The 17,173-nt window shown below is 77.1% G+C and carries 14 protein-coding genes and 2 pseudogenes; 5 read left to right on the top strand and 11 right to left on the bottom strand.

Annotated elements, in window-relative coordinates; all coding sequences use genetic code 11:
* Positions 1 to 1,711: pseudogene (locus tag WCS02_RS08555) on the top strand (hypothetical protein); the annotation flags it as partial.
* A gap of 9 nt (positions 1,712 to 1,720) precedes the next feature.
* On the opposite strand, the gene WCS02_RS08550 reads toward WCS02_RS08555, so the two are convergent.
* Both WCS02_RS08550 and WCS02_RS08545 read right to left on the bottom strand, forming a co-directional pair.
* Positions 1,721 to 3,574 carry a gamma-glutamyltransferase family protein gene (locus WCS02_RS08550; RefSeq protein WP_340292008.1) on the bottom strand — a complete coding sequence of 618 codons (1,854 nt, stop codon included), beginning with the start codon at positions 3,572 to 3,574 and terminating at the stop codon, positions 1,721 to 1,723.
* Positions 3,575 to 3,638: 64 nt separating this feature from the next.
* Positions 3,639 to 4,136 (bottom strand): HNH endonuclease, encoded by a 498-nt coding sequence (locus tag WCS02_RS08545; protein WP_340292006.1) that lies wholly within the window; start codon positions 4,134 to 4,136, stop codon positions 3,639 to 3,641.
* Positions 4,137 to 4,471: 335 nt separating this feature from the next.
* Between WCS02_RS08545 and WCS02_RS08540 the strand changes: the two genes are divergently transcribed.
* On the top strand, positions 4,472 to 5,929 hold the full coding sequence (locus WCS02_RS08540) for a cryptochrome/photolyase family protein (protein WP_340292004.1): 1,458 nt from the start codon (positions 4,472 to 4,474) through the stop codon (positions 5,927 to 5,929).
* A gap of 317 nt (positions 5,930 to 6,246) precedes the next feature.
* Here WCS02_RS08540 and WCS02_RS08535 read toward each other — a convergent pair whose 3' ends face one another.
* Together WCS02_RS08535 and pdxH are read right to left on the bottom strand one after the other, a co-directional pair.
* Positions 6,247 to 6,582 carry a VOC family protein gene (locus WCS02_RS08535; RefSeq protein WP_340292001.1) on the bottom strand — a complete coding sequence of 112 codons (336 nt, stop codon included), beginning with the start codon at positions 6,580 to 6,582 and terminating at the stop codon, positions 6,247 to 6,249.
* Positions 6,583 to 6,691: 109 nt separating this feature from the next.
* Positions 6,692 to 7,435, bottom strand: a complete 744-nt coding sequence (gene pdxH, locus WCS02_RS08530) for a pyridoxamine 5'-phosphate oxidase (RefSeq protein WP_340291999.1) — start codon at positions 7,433 to 7,435, stop codon at positions 6,692 to 6,694.
* 77 nt (positions 7,436 to 7,512) lie between these two features.
* Here pdxH and serC point away from each other — a divergent pair, with 77 nt between their 5' ends.
* Complete coding sequence (gene serC, locus WCS02_RS08525) at positions 7,513 to 8,625, top strand: phosphoserine transaminase (RefSeq protein ID WP_340291997.1); 1,113 nt, start codon at positions 7,513 to 7,515, stop codon at positions 8,623 to 8,625.
* A complete protein-coding gene (locus WCS02_RS08520; protein WP_340291994.1) occupies positions 8,622 to 9,863 on the top strand; it encodes an MFS transporter in 1,242 nt (413 codons plus the stop codon). Before serC ends, WCS02_RS08520 begins: the two co-directional genes overlap by 4 nt.
* A gap of 163 nt (positions 9,864 to 10,026) precedes the next feature.
* Here the strand turns inward: WCS02_RS08520 and WCS02_RS08515 are convergent, their stop codons facing one another.
* The 7 genes from WCS02_RS08515 to larE all read right to left on the bottom strand — a co-directional run bounded on the left by WCS02_RS08515 (position 10,027) and on the right by larE (position 16,733).
* The gene (locus tag WCS02_RS08515; RefSeq protein ID WP_340291992.1) at positions 10,027 to 11,187 is read right to left on the bottom strand and encodes a class I SAM-dependent methyltransferase; all 1,161 of its coding nucleotides are present in this window, start codon (positions 11,185 to 11,187) and stop codon (positions 10,027 to 10,029) included.
* Complete coding sequence (locus tag WCS02_RS08510) at positions 11,187 to 12,482, bottom strand: MFS transporter (RefSeq protein WP_340291990.1); 1,296 nt, start codon at positions 12,480 to 12,482, stop codon at positions 11,187 to 11,189. Before WCS02_RS08510 ends, WCS02_RS08515 begins: the two co-directional genes overlap by 1 nt.
* Positions 12,479 to 12,937 carry a MarR family winged helix-turn-helix transcriptional regulator gene (locus WCS02_RS08505; protein ID WP_340291988.1) on the bottom strand — a complete coding sequence of 153 codons (459 nt, stop codon included), beginning with the start codon at positions 12,935 to 12,937 and terminating at the stop codon, positions 12,479 to 12,481. Before WCS02_RS08505 ends, WCS02_RS08510 begins: the two co-directional genes overlap by 4 nt.
* Before the next feature lie 52 nt (positions 12,938 to 12,989).
* The gene (locus WCS02_RS08500) at positions 12,990 to 13,985 is read right to left on the bottom strand and encodes an SDR family NAD(P)-dependent oxidoreductase (protein ID WP_340291986.1); all 996 of its coding nucleotides are present in this window, start codon (positions 13,983 to 13,985) and stop codon (positions 12,990 to 12,992) included.
* A gap of 101 nt (positions 13,986 to 14,086) precedes the next feature.
* Complete coding sequence (locus WCS02_RS08495) at positions 14,087 to 15,367, bottom strand: DUF3027 domain-containing protein (RefSeq protein ID WP_340291984.1); 1,281 nt, start codon at positions 15,365 to 15,367, stop codon at positions 14,087 to 14,089.
* A 2-nt stretch (positions 15,368 to 15,369) separates the two neighbouring features.
* Positions 15,370 to 15,753 (bottom strand): cold-shock protein, encoded by a 384-nt coding sequence (locus tag WCS02_RS08490; protein WP_340291982.1) that lies wholly within the window; start codon positions 15,751 to 15,753, stop codon positions 15,370 to 15,372.
* A 107-nt stretch (positions 15,754 to 15,860) separates the two neighbouring features.
* A complete protein-coding gene (gene larE / locus WCS02_RS08485; protein WP_340291981.1) occupies positions 15,861 to 16,733 on the bottom strand; it encodes an ATP-dependent sacrificial sulfur transferase LarE in 873 nt (290 codons plus the stop codon).
* Between the two features lie 75 nt (positions 16,734 to 16,808).
* Here larE and WCS02_RS08480 point away from each other — a divergent pair.
* Positions 16,809 to 17,173: pseudogene (locus tag WCS02_RS08480) on the top strand (hypothetical protein); the annotation flags it as partial.

Below are 17,173 nucleotides of genomic sequence, written 5' to 3'. Positions count from 1 at the left end.
CGCGCCGGCCGTCGCCGCGCCGTCGGCCCCCGCGCCGGCCGCACCCGCGACGGACACCCCCGACCCCGCCACCGGCCCCGCCCTCCCCAGCGCCCCCGCGCCCGGCGTCGTCACCGGCACGCTCACCCGCACCTGGCTCGAGGACCTGGCCGCCGCCCACGAGGACGACCACGGCACGGACGGCGACGACCACGCCCTGCTGCTCGCCTCCGTCGAGGCGGGCGGGACGGGGTACCCGGTCGACGCCGCCGACGTCGAGGCCGTCGAGGACGGCAGCACCGTCACCGTCGAGCTCGGCGCCCGCGAGGCCGACGGCACCCACCCGGTCCGGGTGCTCCAGGAGCAGATGCCCGTGGCCGCCGCGGGCGAGCTGCTGTACGGCCAGGGCAGCCAGGACGTGTTCGGCGTCGCCGCCGCCGCGCTCACCCACGACGTCACCGTCGTCCTCGCCACCCCCGCGGGCGCGGCCCGCGACGGCATGACCCCCACGACCCTCGCGGCCGCCGTCGACGGCGGGGCGAACAGCTTCTGGGAGCAGCAGACCCGCGGCCAGCGCGGCTTCCGGGTGGTCGCCCGGCACGACTGGGTGTCGCTGAGCAGCACGTGCGCCAACAGCACGCAGCTGTGGAACGAGGTCGCGGGCAAGGTGGGCTTCGTCGCCGGCAGCCGCCGGCACCTGCTCGTCTACCTGCCCCCCGCGGCCGGCTGCGGCGCCGGCCTGGGCACGGTCGGCTCGCCCGACAGCGGCGGCCGGTCGTGGGTCGGGCACGCCAACGTGTCGATCATCGCCCACGAGCTCGGCCACAACATGGGCCTCGGGCACTCCAACGGGCTGCTCTGCACCGCCTCCCCCGACGGGACCTGGAGCGGCACCTCCTGGCAGCCGGGGTGCAGCAGCCACGAGTACCGCGACTACTACGACGTCATGGGCATCTCGTGGTCGGTGCTGGGCTCGCTCGCCGCGCCGCAGGCCGACGCCCTCGGCGCCCTGCGCTCCACCGAGAAGCTCACGACGTCGGCACCGGTGCGGGTCCGCCTGGCCCCCGCCAGCGGCGACGGCCTGCGCGTGCTCCGCATCGCCGACCCCGCCGGCAGCTACTACGTGGAGTACCGCACCCCCACCGGCTGGGACTCGTGGCTGTCGGGCAACTCCCGCGGCCTCGACCCCGGGGTCCTCGTCCACCGGACCAGCCCCGCCAAGGCCCGCGACGTCCTGCTCCTGGACGGCTCGGTCGGCGGCGGCGCCCGCACCGAGGACTGGGCCTCCGCCCTGCCCGAGGGCGGCTCGCTCACCACCGCGTCCGGCACGAGCCGGATCGTCGTGGAGGAGCTCGGCAGCTCCGGCGCGACCATCGCCGTCTGGCGCGACGGCGTCGGCCCGGAGAGCGTCACGCCGCCCGCCGGCGGCGCCCAGGTCGAGCTCCGGTCCCCCGCACCGGTCACCGCGTCCGCGCTGTCCGCCGGGGTGACGGTCTTCTCCGGCGCCGCCACCGCCCCCGAGGGCACGCTGCACTGGGAGGTCCTCCAGGGCGGCACGGTCAAGGGCTCCGGCCTGGCGCAGACCGGTGCCGACGGCCGCTTCGAGACCTTCCAGGTCCCCGTCTCCCTGCCCGCCGGGACGTACACCTTCCGCGTCGAGCTGCCCGACTACTCCGACGGGGAGGGCCCCCGCACCGGCACGAGCGACGAGATGACGGTCACCGTCCGCTGAGCCGCCCCGTCAGCGTCCCGCGGCGAGCCCCTGGCCGCCGCGGGCGTTGGCGGCCGCCCGCAGGAAGCCGCCCTCCACCCCGACCACGCAGGTCCGGCCCAGCTGCCAGCCGTCGGTGGGCCGGACGTCGTGCCCGCGCCGGCGCAGGTCGTCCAGCACCGTCGGCGACGTCCGGTCCTCCACGACGACGACCCCCGGCTCGGCCAGGCGCGGGTGGAACGAGCTCGGTGCGTGGTCGCTGTGGAGCATGGGCTCGTCCAGCAGCGACTGCAGCGGGGTGAGCAGCGCCGGCGGCTCGCCCGTGCGGCGGCCGTGCTCGGCGGCCGCGGCGGCGCGGACGAGGAACACCGACGTCCACTGGTCCTGCTGGTCCCCGCCCGGCGTCCCGAGCGCCAGCCACGGCTCGCCCTCGCGCAGCACCAGGGTGGGCGACAGCGTGGTCCGCGGCCGCCGCCCCGGTCGCAGGGACGCCGGCAGACCGGGCTCGGTGCGGAACATCTGCCCCCGCGTGCCCAGCGGGAACCCGAGCGCCGGCACGACCGGGCTGGACTGCAGCCACGCCCCGCTCGGGGTGGCCGAGACCACGTTGCCCCACCGGTCGACCACGTCCAGGTGGACGGTGTCGCCGCGGGTGAGGCCGCTCCGCTGCACCGTGGGCTCCCCCGCCCCGGGACCGCCGGCTGCCGCGCGGGAGCCGGTCGGGTCGGTGACGACGACGGGCAGCCGCGGGACGCGCCCCCCGGGCGAGCCCGGCCGCAGACCCAGGTCGGCGCGGTCGCCGACCAGCCCCGCACGCGCGCGCAGGTACGCCGGGTCGACGAGCTCCTCGACGGGCACCGGGTCGTCGGCGGAGTCGCCGTACCAGGCCTCCCGGTCGGCCATCGCCAGCTTGGTCGCCTCGACCCAGGCGTGCAGCCAGGCGGGGTCCTCCTCGCCGTCGGCGTCCCGCAGCGGCTCGTCGCCGACGCCGAGCGCGTCGAGCACGCCGAGGGTCTGCAGCATGACCGGGCCCTGGCCCCACGTGCCGGTCTTGCAGACGGTGAGGTCGCGGTACGCGCCGGTCGCCGGCTCCTCGACCGTGGCGCGCCAGGCGGCCATGTCGTCGCCGCGCAGCAGGCCGCCGTGCACCTCGCCGCTGGTGTCCAGCCACGCCGTGCCGGAGCAGAACTCGTCGACGGCCTCGGCGACGAAGCCGGAGTACCAGGCCGCGCGCGCCCGCTCCCACTGCTCCTCCCGGTCACCGGTGCCGGCCTCGGCCACCACGCGCCGGTACGTCGCGGCCAGGCCGGGCAGGCGCAGCCGCGACCCCGGCAGCGGCGCCCCGTCGGGGCCGTCGCCCACGAGGTAGGTCTCGGCGGAGGGCTGCCAGTGCTCGCGGAAGTGCCCGGCCATCCGCGCCACGGTCGAGGCGACCCGGTCGAGCACGGGGGCGCCGTCCTCGGCGAGGCCGACGGCCGGGGCGAGGACGTCGGCCACCGACCACGTGCCCCAGCGCTGGACCAGCAGCGCCCAGGCGCCGAACGAGCCGGGGACGGTCGCGGCGAGCAGGCCGGTGCCGGGCACGTGGTCCAGCCCCAGGTCGGCGAAGACCTCCGGGGTGGCGGCGGCCGGCGCGACGCCCTGCCCGCACACCACCTGCACCGGGGCGCCGGCCGGCTTGTGCACCACGGGCACCTCGCCGGCCGGGCCGTTGAGGTGGGGCTCGACCACCTGGAGCACGAACCCCGCCGCGGCCGCCGCGTCGTAGGCGTTGCCCCCGCGCTCGAGCACCGACTGCCCGACGGCGGTGGCCAGCCAGTGCGTGCTGGCCACCATGCCGAACGTGCCGGCGAGCTCGGGACGGGTCGAGGCGAGGGAGGTCACCCGGCCGATCGTGCCGCCGGGGCCCCCGCCCGTCGAGCCGGGGCCCCTGCCCGAGGAGCCGGGGTCAGGCGGCGACCGGGGAGAGGAAGTCCTCCCAGGCCGGGTCCCGCTGCTCGGCGCCGCGGACCACCCAGGCCGCCCCGCGCGGCGCGTAGGGGCGGCTCCGCATCGTCCAGCCCATCTCGTCGGCGGTGCGGTTGCCCTTGACGTTGTTGCACCGCACGCAGCACGCCACGAGGTTGGCCCAGGTGTCGGCGCCGCCGCGGCTGCGGGGCATGACGTGGTCGACGGTCGTGGCGGCAGCCCCGCAGTAGGTGCAGCGGTGCCCGTCGCGGCGCAGCACGCCGCGCCGGCTCACCGGGACGCTCGTGCTGTAGGGCGCCCGGATGTAGCGGCGCAGGATGATCACCGACGGCCGCACGAAGCGGCTGGACGTCGACACGACCTCGTCGGTGTGGGCGGCCAGCACCGTCGCCTTGCCCGCGAGGACCAGCACGACGGCGCGCCGGAACGACACCACGGCCAGCGGCTCGTAGCCGGCGTTGAGCACCAGGGTCCGCACCTAGGACCTCCCTCGCAGCGGCCGCGGGAGCACCTGGCAGGTGCCCCCGGGACGACGAAGGCGCCGCCCCGGACGGGACGACGCCTGGACGAGCAGACCGGCGGGCACATGCCGACGGACGAAGACGTGCCTCGTCCCGCCCGGACCGCCGGCGCGCGCGGGCGCCCCGGGCCCGGCGGGGACCTGCCCACGACCGCGGGCCCGCACCTGACGGCGAGGACCGTGCACGGGACGACGGTAACCCGCACCACCCGCCCCCGGCCAGGAGGTTGTCGGACGGGTCGCGCCCCGCCCCAGCGGTCGCGGGGCCCGGGGCCCCGGCATAGGTTCCCGGCATGCCCGCCGACCGCGTCCCGGCAGCTCCCGGCGGTGACGGTGCGGCCGTCCTGTGGTTCCGCCGCGACCTGCGCCTCGCCGACCACCCCGCCCTGCTCGCCGCCTCGGGCAGCGACGGGCACGAGCCGCCCGGCAGCAGGGGCGTCGTGCCGCTCTTCGTCGTCGACCCGTCGCTGTGGGGGCCCTCGGGCGACCCCCGGCGCGCCTGGCTGCTGCGCTCGCTGCACGCGCTCGACGACGCCCTGGGCGGCGGGCTCGTCGTCCGCGAGGGCGACCCCGTGCAGGTGGTGCCGGAGGTCGCGCGCGAGGCCGGGGCCGACGAGGTGCACGTGAGCGCCGACTACGGCCCCTACGGGCGCCGGCGCGACAGCGCGGTGGCCGTGGCGATGGAGCAGGCGGGCGGGCGGATGGTCGCGACCGGCTCCCCGTACGCCGTCGCGCCCGGCACCGTGCGCAACGGCAGCGGCGAGGCGTACAAGGTGTTCTCGCCCTTCTCGCGGGCCTGGCAGCGGCAGGGGTGGGCGACCCCTGCGGCGCCGGTCGACGGCTCGGCCGGTCAGGTCGCGTGGCAGCGGGTGCCCGGGCGGGAGTGGCCCGAGGAGCCCGACCTCGGCGGCACCGTGCTCCCGGAGGCCGGCGAGGCCGCGGCGCAGCAGACCTGGCACCGGTTCCTGGAGGAGAAGGTCCACGGCTACGGGCCCGCGCGGAACCTGCCGGCGACGGCAGGCACGTCGACGATGAGCGCGCACCTGAAGTACGGCGAGGTGCACCCGCGCACCCTGCTCGCGGACCTCGCCGCGCTGCTGCAGGACGGGTCGCTGGGCCAGGAGCAGCGCGAGTCGGTCGAGACGTACCGCACGGAGCTGGCGTGGCGGGAGTTCTACGCCGACGTGCTGTGGCACCGCCCCGACAGCGCGCGGGAGTACCTGCGACCGCAGCTGGCGTCCATGCGCCACGACGACGTCCGCCGGGGCACCGGGGCGGAGCGGCTGCTGGCCTGGCAGGAGGGGCGGACCGGCTACCCGATGGTCGACGCCGGGATGCGCCAGCTCCACGCCGAGGCCTGGGTGCACAACCGGGTGCGGATGATCGTGGCGAGCTTCCTCGTCAAGGACCTGCACGTGGAGTGGCAGCACGGGGCGCGGTACTTCATGCAGATGCTGCGCGACGGGGACCTGGCCAGCAACAACCACGGCTGGCAGTGGGTCGCGGGCTCGGGGACCGACGCCGCCCCGTACTTCCGCGTGTTCAACCCCGTGACGCAGGGCCAGAAGTTCGACCCGGACGGGGAGTACGTCCGCCGGTACGTGCCCGAGCTCGCGCACCTGGCGGGCGGGAAGGCGCACACGCCGTGGGAGGTGGCCGACGGGTACGCGCACGGCTACCCCGAGCGGGTCGTCGACCACGCCGCCGAGCGCACGGAGGCGCTGGCACGCCTGGCCGAGGTCACCGGCTGAGGACGACGGACGGCGTCCGGTACGTCCCGGTCCGCGCGCGACCCGGCCCGGTGCTCGCCGTGGCCGAAAAGCGCTGGACGTCCGGCTCGGGCGCGACGTACGGTCCTCCCACACGGAAGGGAGGTGATCCGAGCTGTGAAGAACTCTCGGACTTGTGAGGTGGCTGACCGCTGACGCGGCCCGCCAGGACCTGACTGTCGGCTAATCCCCGTCAGCCACCGCAGCCCCCGGGTGCCGCACCTCGTCCACGCGGCACGTGGCCCATCAGGGTCACGACCCCGGGGGCTGTCCCATGCCCCCTGTCCTCCCCGTGATGGCTACGCGCCGACGAGCACCACGCGGGTGCCGTCCGGGTCGGCGAGCACGACCACCCGGCCGCCGCCCCCGTCCTGCGGCTCCGCCGGACCGAGGACCGCCGCCGTGGCCGCGGCGGCTGCGGCCGCCACGTCGGTCACCCCGAGCACGACGGTCGAGCGCCCGGCACGGGCCGGCTCCCGCCACACCTGGACGCCGGAGCCCCCGACCAGGTGCCACTCGAGCAGGCCGTCCATCGGGCGCAGGTCCGGCCCCCTGCCCAGCAGCGCGGTCCACCACCCCTCGGCGGCCTCCAGGTCGGTGACGGCTGCCTGGGCGAGGACGGAGGTGACGGTCATGCCGGGGAGACCTCGCGACCGGCCCGGACTCATCGGCGCCCTGTCCCGGTCGTCCGCCCACCCGCTCGACCAGCCCGCCCGGCTCGTCCGGGTCCCGACCGGCGCGCGCTCAGGGCTGGCGGCGCTCGACCCGCCAGTCCCCGGCGACGTCGAGCCGGCCCGTGCCCTCCCGCGCGACGTAGACGAGCCGGTCGTGCAGCCGCGACGCGCGGCCCTGCCACAGCTCGACCTCCGCGGCGCGGACGAGGAACCCGCCCCAGTGGTCCGGCAGCGGGACGTCGTCGGGCGAGCCGGTGTCCGGCCAGCGCCGCCGCAGCTCCGCCTCCCGCTCCTCCAGCACCTCCCGCCGGTCGACCGGGGCCGACTGCTCGGACACCCACGCCCCGATGCGCGAGCCGTACGGGCGGCTGGTGAAGTAGGCGAGCACCTCCTCGCGGGGCAGCGGCCCGACCGGCCCCCGGACGGAGACCTGGCGCTGCAGCGGCACCCACGCGAACAGCAGGGCGGCCCGCGGGTCGGCCGCCAGGTCGCGTGCCTTGCGCGAGCCGAGCCCCGTGTAGAACCGGAAGCCCGCCCCGTCCAGGCCCTTGAGCAGCACCGTGCGCACCGACGGCCCGGTCGGCCCGGCGGTGGCGACGACCACGGCGTTGGGCTCGACCACCGCCGGGCTCGCGGCGGCGTCGTCGAACCAGGCGCGGAACTGCGCGAGCGGGGTGGCGGCGAGGTCGGCCTCGTCCAGCGCCCCCGAGGTGTAGCTCACCCGCAGGGCGGCCAGGTCGGCCTGGTGCCCCTGCGGGGTGGCCGGCTCGGCGGGCGGCGGGGTGGGACCGGGCGGCGTCGTGGCGTCGGGCACGGCGCCATCCTCGCCCAGCGGTGCCCGCGGTCCGGGCGGGGGGCGGCCGGTCGCCCCGCGGCTGGGACGATGCCGCCGTGGAGATCCCCGCGGAGCTGCTGCCCGCCGACGGACGGTTCGGCTCAGGCCCGAGCCGTGTCCGCCCCGCCCAGGTCGACGCGCTCACGGCCGCCGGTGCGCGCCTGCTGGGCACGTCGCACCGCCAGGAGCCGGTGCGGGCCCTCGTCCGCACGGTCCGCCACGGCATGGCCGAGCTGTTCGACCTGCCGGAGGGCTACGAGGTCGTCCTCGGCAACGGCGGGTCCACGGTCTTCTGGGACGTCGCGACCTGCTGCCTCGTCGACCGGCACGTGCAGCACCTCGTCCACGGCGAGTTCGGCGGGAAGTTCGCCACCGCCACCGCCCAGGCCCCGTTCGTCGCCGGGTCCGACCACGTCGTGGCCCCGCCCGGGCAGCTGGCCCGCCCGCACGCCGTGCGCGGCGTCGACACCTACGCCTGGGCGCACAACGAGACCTCGACCGGCGTGATCGCCCCGGTCGAGCGGGTGCAGGGCGCGGACGACGGGGCGCTGCTGCTCGTCGACGCCACCTCCGCCGCCGGCGGGGTCGAGGTGGACGTGTCGCAGGCCGACGCCTACTACTTCGCGCCGCAGAAGGCGTTCGGCTCCGACGGCGGGCTGTGGCTCGCGCTGCTGTCGCCGGCCGCCCTGGAGCGGGCCGCCCGCCTGTCGACGACGGAGCGCTGGGTGCCGCCGTCGCTGTCGCTGACCGCCGCGCTCGCGTCCTCGCGCAAGGACGAGACCGTCAACACCCCCGCGCTGGCGACCCTGGTCATGCTCGCCGAGCAGGTGACCTGGCTGCTCGACCAGGGCGGGCTGGCGTGGGCCGCCCGGCGCAGCCGCACCTCCTCCGACCTCGTCTACTCCTGGGCCGAGCAGCGACCGTGGGCCTCGCCCTCCGTCGCCGACCCCGCCCTGCGCAGCCCGGTCGTCGCGACCGTCGACCTCGACGGGGTCGACGCCGCCGAGGTCGGCCGGGTGCTGCGGGCCCACGGCGTGGTCGACACCGAGCCGTACCGGAAGCTCGGCCGCAACCAGCTCCGGGTCGGCACCTTCCCCTCGGTCGAGCCGGCCGACGTGGAGGCGCTGCTCGCCTGCGTCGACCACGTCGTGGAGCGGCTGACCGCGTGACGTCGACCGTCCAGCAGGCCGCACCGCTGCACCGGGACGCGGTGACGGCCGCCGGCTACAGCGCGATCGTCGCCTGGGGCTGGTTCGTCTTCGCCTCCGGGCCGGTGCTCCCGCTGCTCGGGCTGGAGATGGGGCTGTCCAAGACCCTGGTCGGGCTGCACGCGACGGCGCTGTCCGTCGGCAGCGTGCTGTCCGCACCGCTGCTGGTCCCCCTCGTGCGGCGGCTGCGCCGGTGGGGCGCGATGAGCGTGGGTGCCGGGTGCACCGGCCTGGCGGCGGTCCTGCTGTCGGTGGGCCCGCTGCTGCCCGCGGGCGGTCTCGTCCTCACCCTCGGCGGCATGGTGGCCGCGGGCTGCGGCGGCACCCTGCTGACCGCCACCGCGACCGCCGTGCTCGACGGCCACCACGGCCGGGCCTCCGGCGCCGCGGTGAGCGAGGCCAACGGCGCGGGCTCCGGCATCGGCATCGTCGCGCCGCTCGCGGTCGGGGCCAGCGTGGCCGCGGGGCTGACGTGGCGCCCGGCGCTGCTGCTCATGCTGCCGCTGGCCCTGGCGACGGCGCTGCTCATGCGCTGGGTGCTGCGGCGCGACCGGCAGGGCCTGGTCGACGCCTCGGCGCTGCGTGCCGCGCCCACCCCGGCCCACGGTGAGGACGGCCGCCGCATCCCGCTGCCCCGCCGGGTGTGGGTCATCCTCGCCGTCGTCATGACCGGGGTCGGCATGGAGGTCAGCCTCAACACGTGGTCCGCGGAGCTGCTGCGCGAGCGGACCCCGCTGGACGCGGCCGGCTCCAGCGCCGTCGTCGCCGCCTTCGCCCTGGGCATGACCGTCGGGCGCTTCGGCGCGGTCCCGCTCGCCCGCCGGTGGAGCAGCAGCCGCCTGCTCCAGCTCGCGGTGCTCGTCCTCGGGGCCGGCTGGTCGCTGCTGTGGCTGTCCACCCTGGCCTCGACCGGATGGGTCGTGCCCGCCGTCGTCGGGCTCGCGCTCAGCGGGGCGGGCGCCGGGGCGTTCTTCCCCATCGGGTCCGCGTGGCTGGTCCGCAGCACCGGTGGCCAGGCCGAGCGGGGCATGGCGCGGGTGAGCATCGGCGTCGGGCTCGCGGCCGGCAGCGTCCCGTTCGCCGTCGGGGTGCTGGCCGACCGGGTCGGCATCCACCTGGCCCTGGTCGCGGTGCCGCTGCTGCTCGTCGTCGTCGTCGGCAGCCTCGCCGTGCTGTGGAGCCGCGCCGTCCACGACTGACGCGCCGGCCGGACGTTCCGTCGCAACGGCACCCTGCGCCGGTCTAGCCGACGCAGGGTGCCGTTGCGTCGGCGCAGTTCCGACGCACGGTGCCATTGCGTCGGCACGGCCGTCGCGACGGAGCGCGCCGTCGCAGCGGGCCGTCGTGACGCACCTGCGCGTCTCAGGCGAGCAGGTCCGCCAGCCGGGGCCGGACACCCAGGGCGGCACAGGTCGCCTCGACCTCCTCCGCAAGCCCGGCGGGCGCGGCGGCACCCGTCCGGACCGCGCGCAGCAGGGTGTTGCGCGGCGTGTGCTCGGGGTCGACGAGCTCGACGGCGTCGGTGCGGTAGCCGTGCAGGCGCAGCAGGTCCGCGCGCAGGGCGTCGGTGGCGGTGTCGAGCAGCCGCGAGCGGAGGATGCCGTCGCGCAGCATCGGCCGCAGCGCCGCCCCCGCCCCGTCGACGGCGTGCCCGGCGCGGGCGTCGACCTGGCGGCGCAGGTCCTTGTGGCAGCAGGGCGCGGCGAGCACGGCCCGGGCTCCCCAGCCCACGGCCTGCGCCAGCGCCTCGTCGGTCGCTGTGTCGCAGGCGTGCAGCGCGAGCACCACGTCGGGGGCCGCGTCCGGCTCCCACCGCCCCGCGGAGTCGACGACGAAGCGCACCCCGGTCTCGCCGATCCGCCCGACCAGCTCGGTGTTGCGGGCGATGACGTCGTCGCGGACGTCCACCCCGACGGTCTCGACCGGGCCGCGACGGGACAGCCAGCGGTGGGCGGCGAGGGTGAGGTAGGCGTTGCCGCAGCCCAGGTCGACCACGCGCAGCGGGCGGTCGGCGGGCTGGGCGGGCACGACGTCGTCGAGCCGGCCGAGGAACGCGTCGACCTGGCGGCGCTTGGCGGCCCCGGCGCCGACGGCGTCGAACAGCGGGTCGTCGGGCGGCAGGCGGTGCTGCTTGGCGCGGTCGTGCGACGCGGCCGGCGCCGCCGGGGCGTCGTCGGCGGCGCGGGACGAGCGGTGCACCTGCGCCTCGCCTCGCTTGGTCACCCGCAGCTGGAGGGTCCCGCCGGCGTGCTCGACGTGCCAGTTGCCGAACGGCTCGGCCAGCAGGGCGTCGACGGCGGGGACGAGCGCCGCGGCGTCGAGGGTGCGGGTGAGCGGGACGCGCTCGTGCCGCTCGGTGACGACCACCCGGCGCCCGGCGGACACCGTCACCGCGCGCAGCTCGACCCGGGGGGCCGACGGCTGGGCACCGCGGCGGCGACCGGCGGCGACGGCGCGGAGCAGGCCGTCGCCGAGCAGCAGGTCGCGCACCTCGGCCAGCGCGGTCGCCAGCGGCTCGCCCATCAGGCGGCCTGCCGGTCGGCGTCGGGGCGGGGCGAGGTCTCCAGGCGCAGCCTGGGCCGGGCGTGGGTGTCGTAGTGCAGGTCGACGACGGAGCGACGGGCCAGCCACGCCAGCGCGACCAGCCCGGCGGCGAGCGCGGTCACCCCGCCGACGGCGATGGTCCAGCGCGCCCCGAAGGTCTCCCCGACCCACCCGACGACCGGTGCCCCGAGGGGCGTGCCGCCGATGAACACGGCGAAGTAGAGCGCCATGACGCGACCGCGGAGCTCGGGCGGCGTCGACAGCTGGACGGTGGAGTTCGCGGCCGTCATGAGGGTGAGGGCGCTGAGCCCGACGAGGACGAGCGACGCCGCGAAGGTCCAGTACGTCGGCATCAGGGCGGCGATGCTCGACGTCACCCCGAAGGCCAGGACCGCGCCGACGACCAGGCGCATCCGGGCCCGCTCACGGCTGGCGGCCAGCAGCGCGCCGGTCAGGGAGCCCACGGCCAGGAAGGTGCCGAGCAGCCCGTAGGACTCCGGCCCCCGGTCGAACTCCAGGCGCGCCATCACCGCGGTCGTCAGCTGGAAGTTGAGCCCGAACGTCCCGACGACGAACACCAGGCAGAGGACGAGCACGATGTCGCCGCGGGTCCGCACGTACACCGCGGCCTGCCGCATCCGCTCCAGGCCGCTGAGCCCGCCCGTGCCCTGGCCGGGGCTGCGGGAGCGGGTCATCGCCAGGACCTCGACGGTGAAGGCGAACGACACCGCGTTGACGACGAACACCGGCCCGGTCCCCGCCCAGGCGATGAGCAGGCCCGCGGTGGCGGGGCCGAGCAGGCGGCCGAGGTGGAAGGTCGCGGCGTTGAGGCCGATGGCGTTCGGCAGGTCCTCCGGCGGGACGAGGGAGGTGACGTAGGTCTGCCGGGCCGGGGCGTCGAAGGCCGTGACCACGCCGAGCGCGAGGGCGAAGACGTAGACGTGCCACACCTGGGCGGCACCGGCGAGCACGAGCGCGCCCAGGCCGGCCGCGAGCAGGCCCTGCAGGGTCTGGCTGATCTGGAGGATGCGCCGCTTCTCGTACCGGTCGGCGATCAGGCCCGCCCACGGGGCGAGGACCAGCATCGGCAGGAACTGCAGCCCGGTGACCACGCCGACGGCGAGCGCCGAGTCGGCGGTGAGGTCGACGAGCACGAGCCAGTCCTGGGCGACGCGCTGCATCCAGGTCCCGGTGTTCGACACCACGGCCGCGCCGGCCCACAACCGGTAGTCGCGGTGGGCGAGGGAGCGGAAGGTGCCGCGGAGCCCGGTCACGCCTCGCTCAGCTCGGACAGCAGCACGGCGGCGCGGGCGAGGGTGCGGCGGTCCTCCTCCGGCAGGCCGGCGAGGTGGTGGCACAGCCACTCGTCGCGGCGGCGGCGGGTCTCGGCCACCGCGTCCCGGCCGGCGTCGGTGAGCTCGACGATCTGCGCGCGACCGTCGTCGGGGTGGGCGGCGCGGGTCACTAGGCCTGCCTCGAGCAGGCCCGCCACCAGGCGCGTCATCGACGGCGGACGCACCCGCTCGTGCCCGGCGAGCGCCGCAGACGTCATGGCGCCGTGCCGGTCGAGGGTGCCGAGCACCGCGTACTGCGAGTCGGTGATGTCGGCGTCGGACTTCTCCGCGCGCAGCCGGCGGACCGCCCGCATGAGCGAGACGCGGAGGTCGGCCGAGAGCCCGCCCGGCGAGGCGTCGGACGGGCGGCGGGGGGTGTCCGCGGGGGCTGTCATCGGGGTCCAGGCTAGCAGCAGACCGTTAGCCTGGGTAATCAAAGCGGCGGCGTCAGGCTCCCGGGCGGTGGACGGTGTGGCCGTTCGCCTGCAGCACGGGCTTGACGACGACGCGGTCGATATCGACGTGGGCGGGCCGCGTGGCGACGAAGACGACGACCTCGGCCACGTCCTCGGCGGTCACGGGCGTGGTGCCGGCGTACACCGCGGCCGCCCGCTCGGCGTCGCCGTCGAAGCGGACCAGCGCGAACTCGTCGGTCTGCACCATGCCCGGGGCGACCTCCGAGACCCGGATGCCCTCGGTGTGCAGCTCCCAGCGCAGCGTCTCCGTGGTGGCGCGGACGGCGTGCTTGGCCGCGACGTACCCGCCCCCGCCGGGGTAGACCTCGGAGCCGGCGATCGACCCCATGACGACGACCTGGCCGGCCCTGCTCTCGCGCAGCCGCGGCAGCAGGGCCTGGGTGACCCGGACCACGCCGAGCACGTTGGTGTCGTACATCCGGCGCCAGCGGTCGACGTCGGCCTCGACGACCGGCTCCATGCCGAGCGCGCCGCCCGCGCAGTGCAGGACCAGGTCGACCGACGGCTGGTCGGCCACGGCCTCGGCGAGCGCGGCCACGGAGGCGTCGTCGGTGACGTCGAGCTCGACGGCCCGCCCCCCGACCTCCGCCGCGAGGGCGTGCAGCCGGTCGACCCGGCGGGCCGCGCAGACGACGTGGAAGCCGGCCGCGGCCAGGGCACGGGCCGAGGCGGCACCGATGCCGGAGCTCGCGCCGGTGACGACGGCGGTCCCGCGACCGGCGGCGTCCGGCGCGAGACCTGCCTGCTGGGGCTGGGCGGGCTGCTGGGGCTGGGCGGGCTGCTGGGGCTGGTCGGGGCGCGGCACGTCGGGCATGCCGCCACCCTGCCAGAGGTCTCCTACCCTGCTCGGGTGGGTCGTCGACAGCTCGTCCGGGTGACCGAGCCGCTCGCGATGGACCCCGTGCGCCCGGCCGTCCTCGGCACGGTCGTGGCCGTCGTCGCCCTCGTCGTGCTGCTCGTGCTGCACGACGACCTCGCCCCCGCCGACCGCTGGTGGCTCTGGGTCGCGATGGCGGGGACGGTCGGCGGGCTGCTCGGCTGCCTGGCGGCGGTGCGGGTGCGCCGGGCTCAGGCGGTCGGGGGCCCCGTGACGTCGTCGACGGCGTCAGGCGCGTCCGAGGGGTCAGGTGCGTCCGCGGGGTCGACCACGTCGGCGGGGTCGACCCCGTCGGCGGTGTCGACCACGTCGGCGGTGTCGACCACGTCGGCGGTGAGCGCATCGAGGACGGGCGACGGGAGCACGGGCAGGTCGACCACGGCGCCGGAGTCGGCGGGGACGTCGACGGCCACCACCTCGACCGAGGACACGTCGACGAGGACGACCTCGACGTCGTCCGGCACGGCGGGCTCCGGCGCGACCTCGGCCTGAGCCGCCTCGGGCCCGACCTCGGTCGGGACGTCCTCGGCCTGCGACACCTCGGTCTGCACGTCCTCGGCCTGCGGCACGTCTGCCGGCGAGAACCCGGCCGCCTCGGCCACGACCTCGACCTGGGCCTCGACCTCGACCTCGACCTCGACCTCGACGGGCGCGGGCGCAGCACCCTCCACCTCGGACCCGGGCAGCGGGTCGGTGTCGAGCTCCTCGCGCAGGTCGTCGACCACCGGCAGCTCCGGCTCCTCGACGTCGTCCTCGGTGAGGCCGGTCTCGGAGTGGGCGCCGCAGCCGTGGTCCATCGCCACGACCCGGCCGTCGGCCGGCGACCAGGCGTTGGCGCAGACCCCGAAGGACTGCCGCAGCGTGCCGGTCAGCCCGACCAGGTAGCCGCACGTGGAGCAGGGCGCGTCGGCCGCGCGGGTCTCGGGGTTGTCCGGCCCGGCGTCGCCGGCGTACCAGCGGCCCGCGGCGTCGATCCGGCCCTCGCGGTTGACGACCCGGCGGCGGCCGTGGCCGATCTCCCACAGCAGCGTGGTCTCCTCGCCGGAGAACGACTCCTCCCAGCCGTCCGGGACGACCTCGAAGCCCTCGTCGAGCATCGGGTCGTCGTCGCGGAACGGCAGCACGTCGGTCTCGCCGAGGTCGCCGGGGGCGATGCGGTCCGCCCACGGCACCCACGACGGCGCGAGCAGGGCACCCTCGCCCGGCAGCAGCACGACCTCGCTCACGGTGGTGACGCGGGCACGGGGCACCCGGGCCAGCACGACGGTCCACGCCCAGCCCGCGTAGCCGCGGTGGGTGCTGGCGAAGCGGTGGACGGTGACGCGCTCGCCCTCGGCCGTGGCACCGAGGTGCTCGCCGACCTCGTCCGTGCCGGCGACCTCGACGGCCGCGGCGCGCGCGGTCTCCACGGCGGCGGCCCCTACCGCGTCGAGCTTGGCGGCGCGGGGGGCGCGCGGTGCGCGGGCGGCCACGCTCAGACGTCCAGGTCGTCGGCGACGGCCCGGAGCACCTGGGCGACCTTGCCCCCGACCTGGCGGTCGGGGTAGCGGCCGCGGTTGAGGCCGGCGGAGACCCCGTCGAGGAGCTTGATGAGGTCCTCGACGATGGCGGCCATGTCGTCGGCGGGCTTGCGGCTGCCGGCGCGGACCGAGGGCGGGGCCTCCAGGACGCGGACGCTCAGCGCGGACGGGCCCTTGCGGCCGTCGGCGACGCCGAACTCGATCCGGGTCCCGGGCTTGAGCTCGGAGGTGCCGGCGGGCAGCGCGTTCGCGTGGACGAAGACCTCGCCGCCGTCGTCGGACGCGACGAAGCCGAAGCCCTTCTCGGCGTCGAAGAACTTGACCTTGCCTGTGGGCACGTGGACCTCAAAACCGGGTGACGGACAGCTGGGGAGCACGTCCCTGGGGGACGCACGATCCTCCAGCCTAACGCGCGGGTGCCCCGGCCGGGCCGGGGGCGAGCGGCCTAGCGGAAGCGGTCGGGGGCGGCGAGCAGGTCGTTCATCGCCCCGGAGCGGAAGGCCCGTAGCTCCACCTCGGCGTGGCCGTGGGCGCGCACCGCGGCGGCGACGGCCGTGCGCCCCGCGCCGTCCAGCGACTCCAGGCACGCGGCGTCCAGCTCGACCCTGGCGGTGCCGTCACCGAGGTCGCGGACGCGCAGGTCGCGCACCCGGTCCCCGAGCAGCGCCCGGACGTCGGCCTCGGCGCGCTCGACGCGGTGCAGCAGCGCCGGGGTGATGGGGATGCCGTAGGCGATGCGGCTGCTCAGGCACGCCGCGGCGGGCTTGTCCCACGTCGGCAGGCCCCAGTGGGCGGACAGCGCGCGCACCTCGGCCTTGCTGAGGCCCGCGTCGGCGAGCGGGGTGAGCGCCCCGACCTCGGCGGCGGCGCGGATGCCCGGGCGGAACCCTGCGCGCAGGTCGTCGGCGTTGGTCCCGGTCGCGACGTGGGCCAGGCCCAGCTCCTGCGCCAGCGGCACGAGCACCGACATGAGCTCGGTCTTGCAGAAGTAGCAGCGGTCCCCGCCGTTGGCGCGGTAGCCCTCGCGCGCCATCTCGTCGGTGCGCGGCTCGTGCCAGCCGACGCCCAGGTCGTCGGCGAGGCGGCGGGCGGCGAGCACCTCCGCACCGGGCACGGCGTCGGACACGGCGGTCGCGGCGGCCACCCGGTCCGGGCCGAGGGCGCGCACGGCACCGGCCAGGACGAGGGCGGAGTCGGCGCCGCCGGAGAAGGCGACCAGCACGGACCCGGCGCCCGCGAGCGCGCCGACCAGCGCGTCGGCGAGCACCTCGGGGTCCCGGACGACGGGCGCAGGGACGGGGTGCGTGGTGCTGCTCACCCGGATGACGGTACGCGCTGCGCCCGGGCCCGCCTCCGGTCGAGCCCCCGGGCCCGGCGGCGTACCGTGGAGCGGATGTCCACGAGCCCGGCACCGGCGACCGCCCGGGCGCGACGCGAGCCCCCGCGCAGCCTCGCCGACGACCTGCGCGCCCGCGAGGACGACGAGCTCGTCGCGCTGCTGCGGGCCCGGGGCGACCTGGCCGTCCCGGTGCCGACCGACCTTGGCTCGCTGGCCGTGCGCGCGACGACGAGGGCCAGCGTCCAGCGCGCCCTGGACCTGCTGGACGCTCCGGCGCTGCAGGTGGTCGAGGCGATGGCCGTGCTGCCCGAGCCCGTGACGACCGCCGCGGTGGGGCGCGCCTGGGGCGCCGACGCGCGCGCCCAGGTGGCCCGGCTGCGCGAGCTCGCGCTGGTGTGGGGCACCCCCCGCGCGCTGCG

It is taken from the genome of Aquipuribacter hungaricus, assembly GCF_037860755.1.
GTDB lineage: Bacteria > Actinomycetota > Actinomycetes > Actinomycetales > JBBAYJ01 > Aquipuribacter > Aquipuribacter hungaricus.
This window is presented reverse-complemented; position numbering and strand designations above follow the sequence as displayed.

Bases quoted from the DNA above. Each gene is read 5' to 3' on its own strand.
- WCS02_RS08540 (WP_340292004.1), top strand. From the start codon at position 4,472: ATGCCCGCCGACCGCGTCCCGGCAGCTCCCGGCGGTGACGGTGCGGCC.
- WCS02_RS08535 (WP_340292001.1), bottom strand. From the start codon at position 6,582: ATGACCGTCACCTCCGTCCTCGCCCAGGCAGCCGTCACCGACCTGGAG.
- WCS02_RS08515 (WP_340291992.1), bottom strand. From the start codon at position 11,187: ATGGGCGAGCCGCTGGCGACCGCGCTGGCCGAGGTGCGCGACCTGCTG.
- WCS02_RS08505 (WP_340291988.1), bottom strand. From the start codon at position 12,937: ATGACAGCCCCCGCGGACACCCCCCGCCGCCCGTCCGACGCCTCGCCG.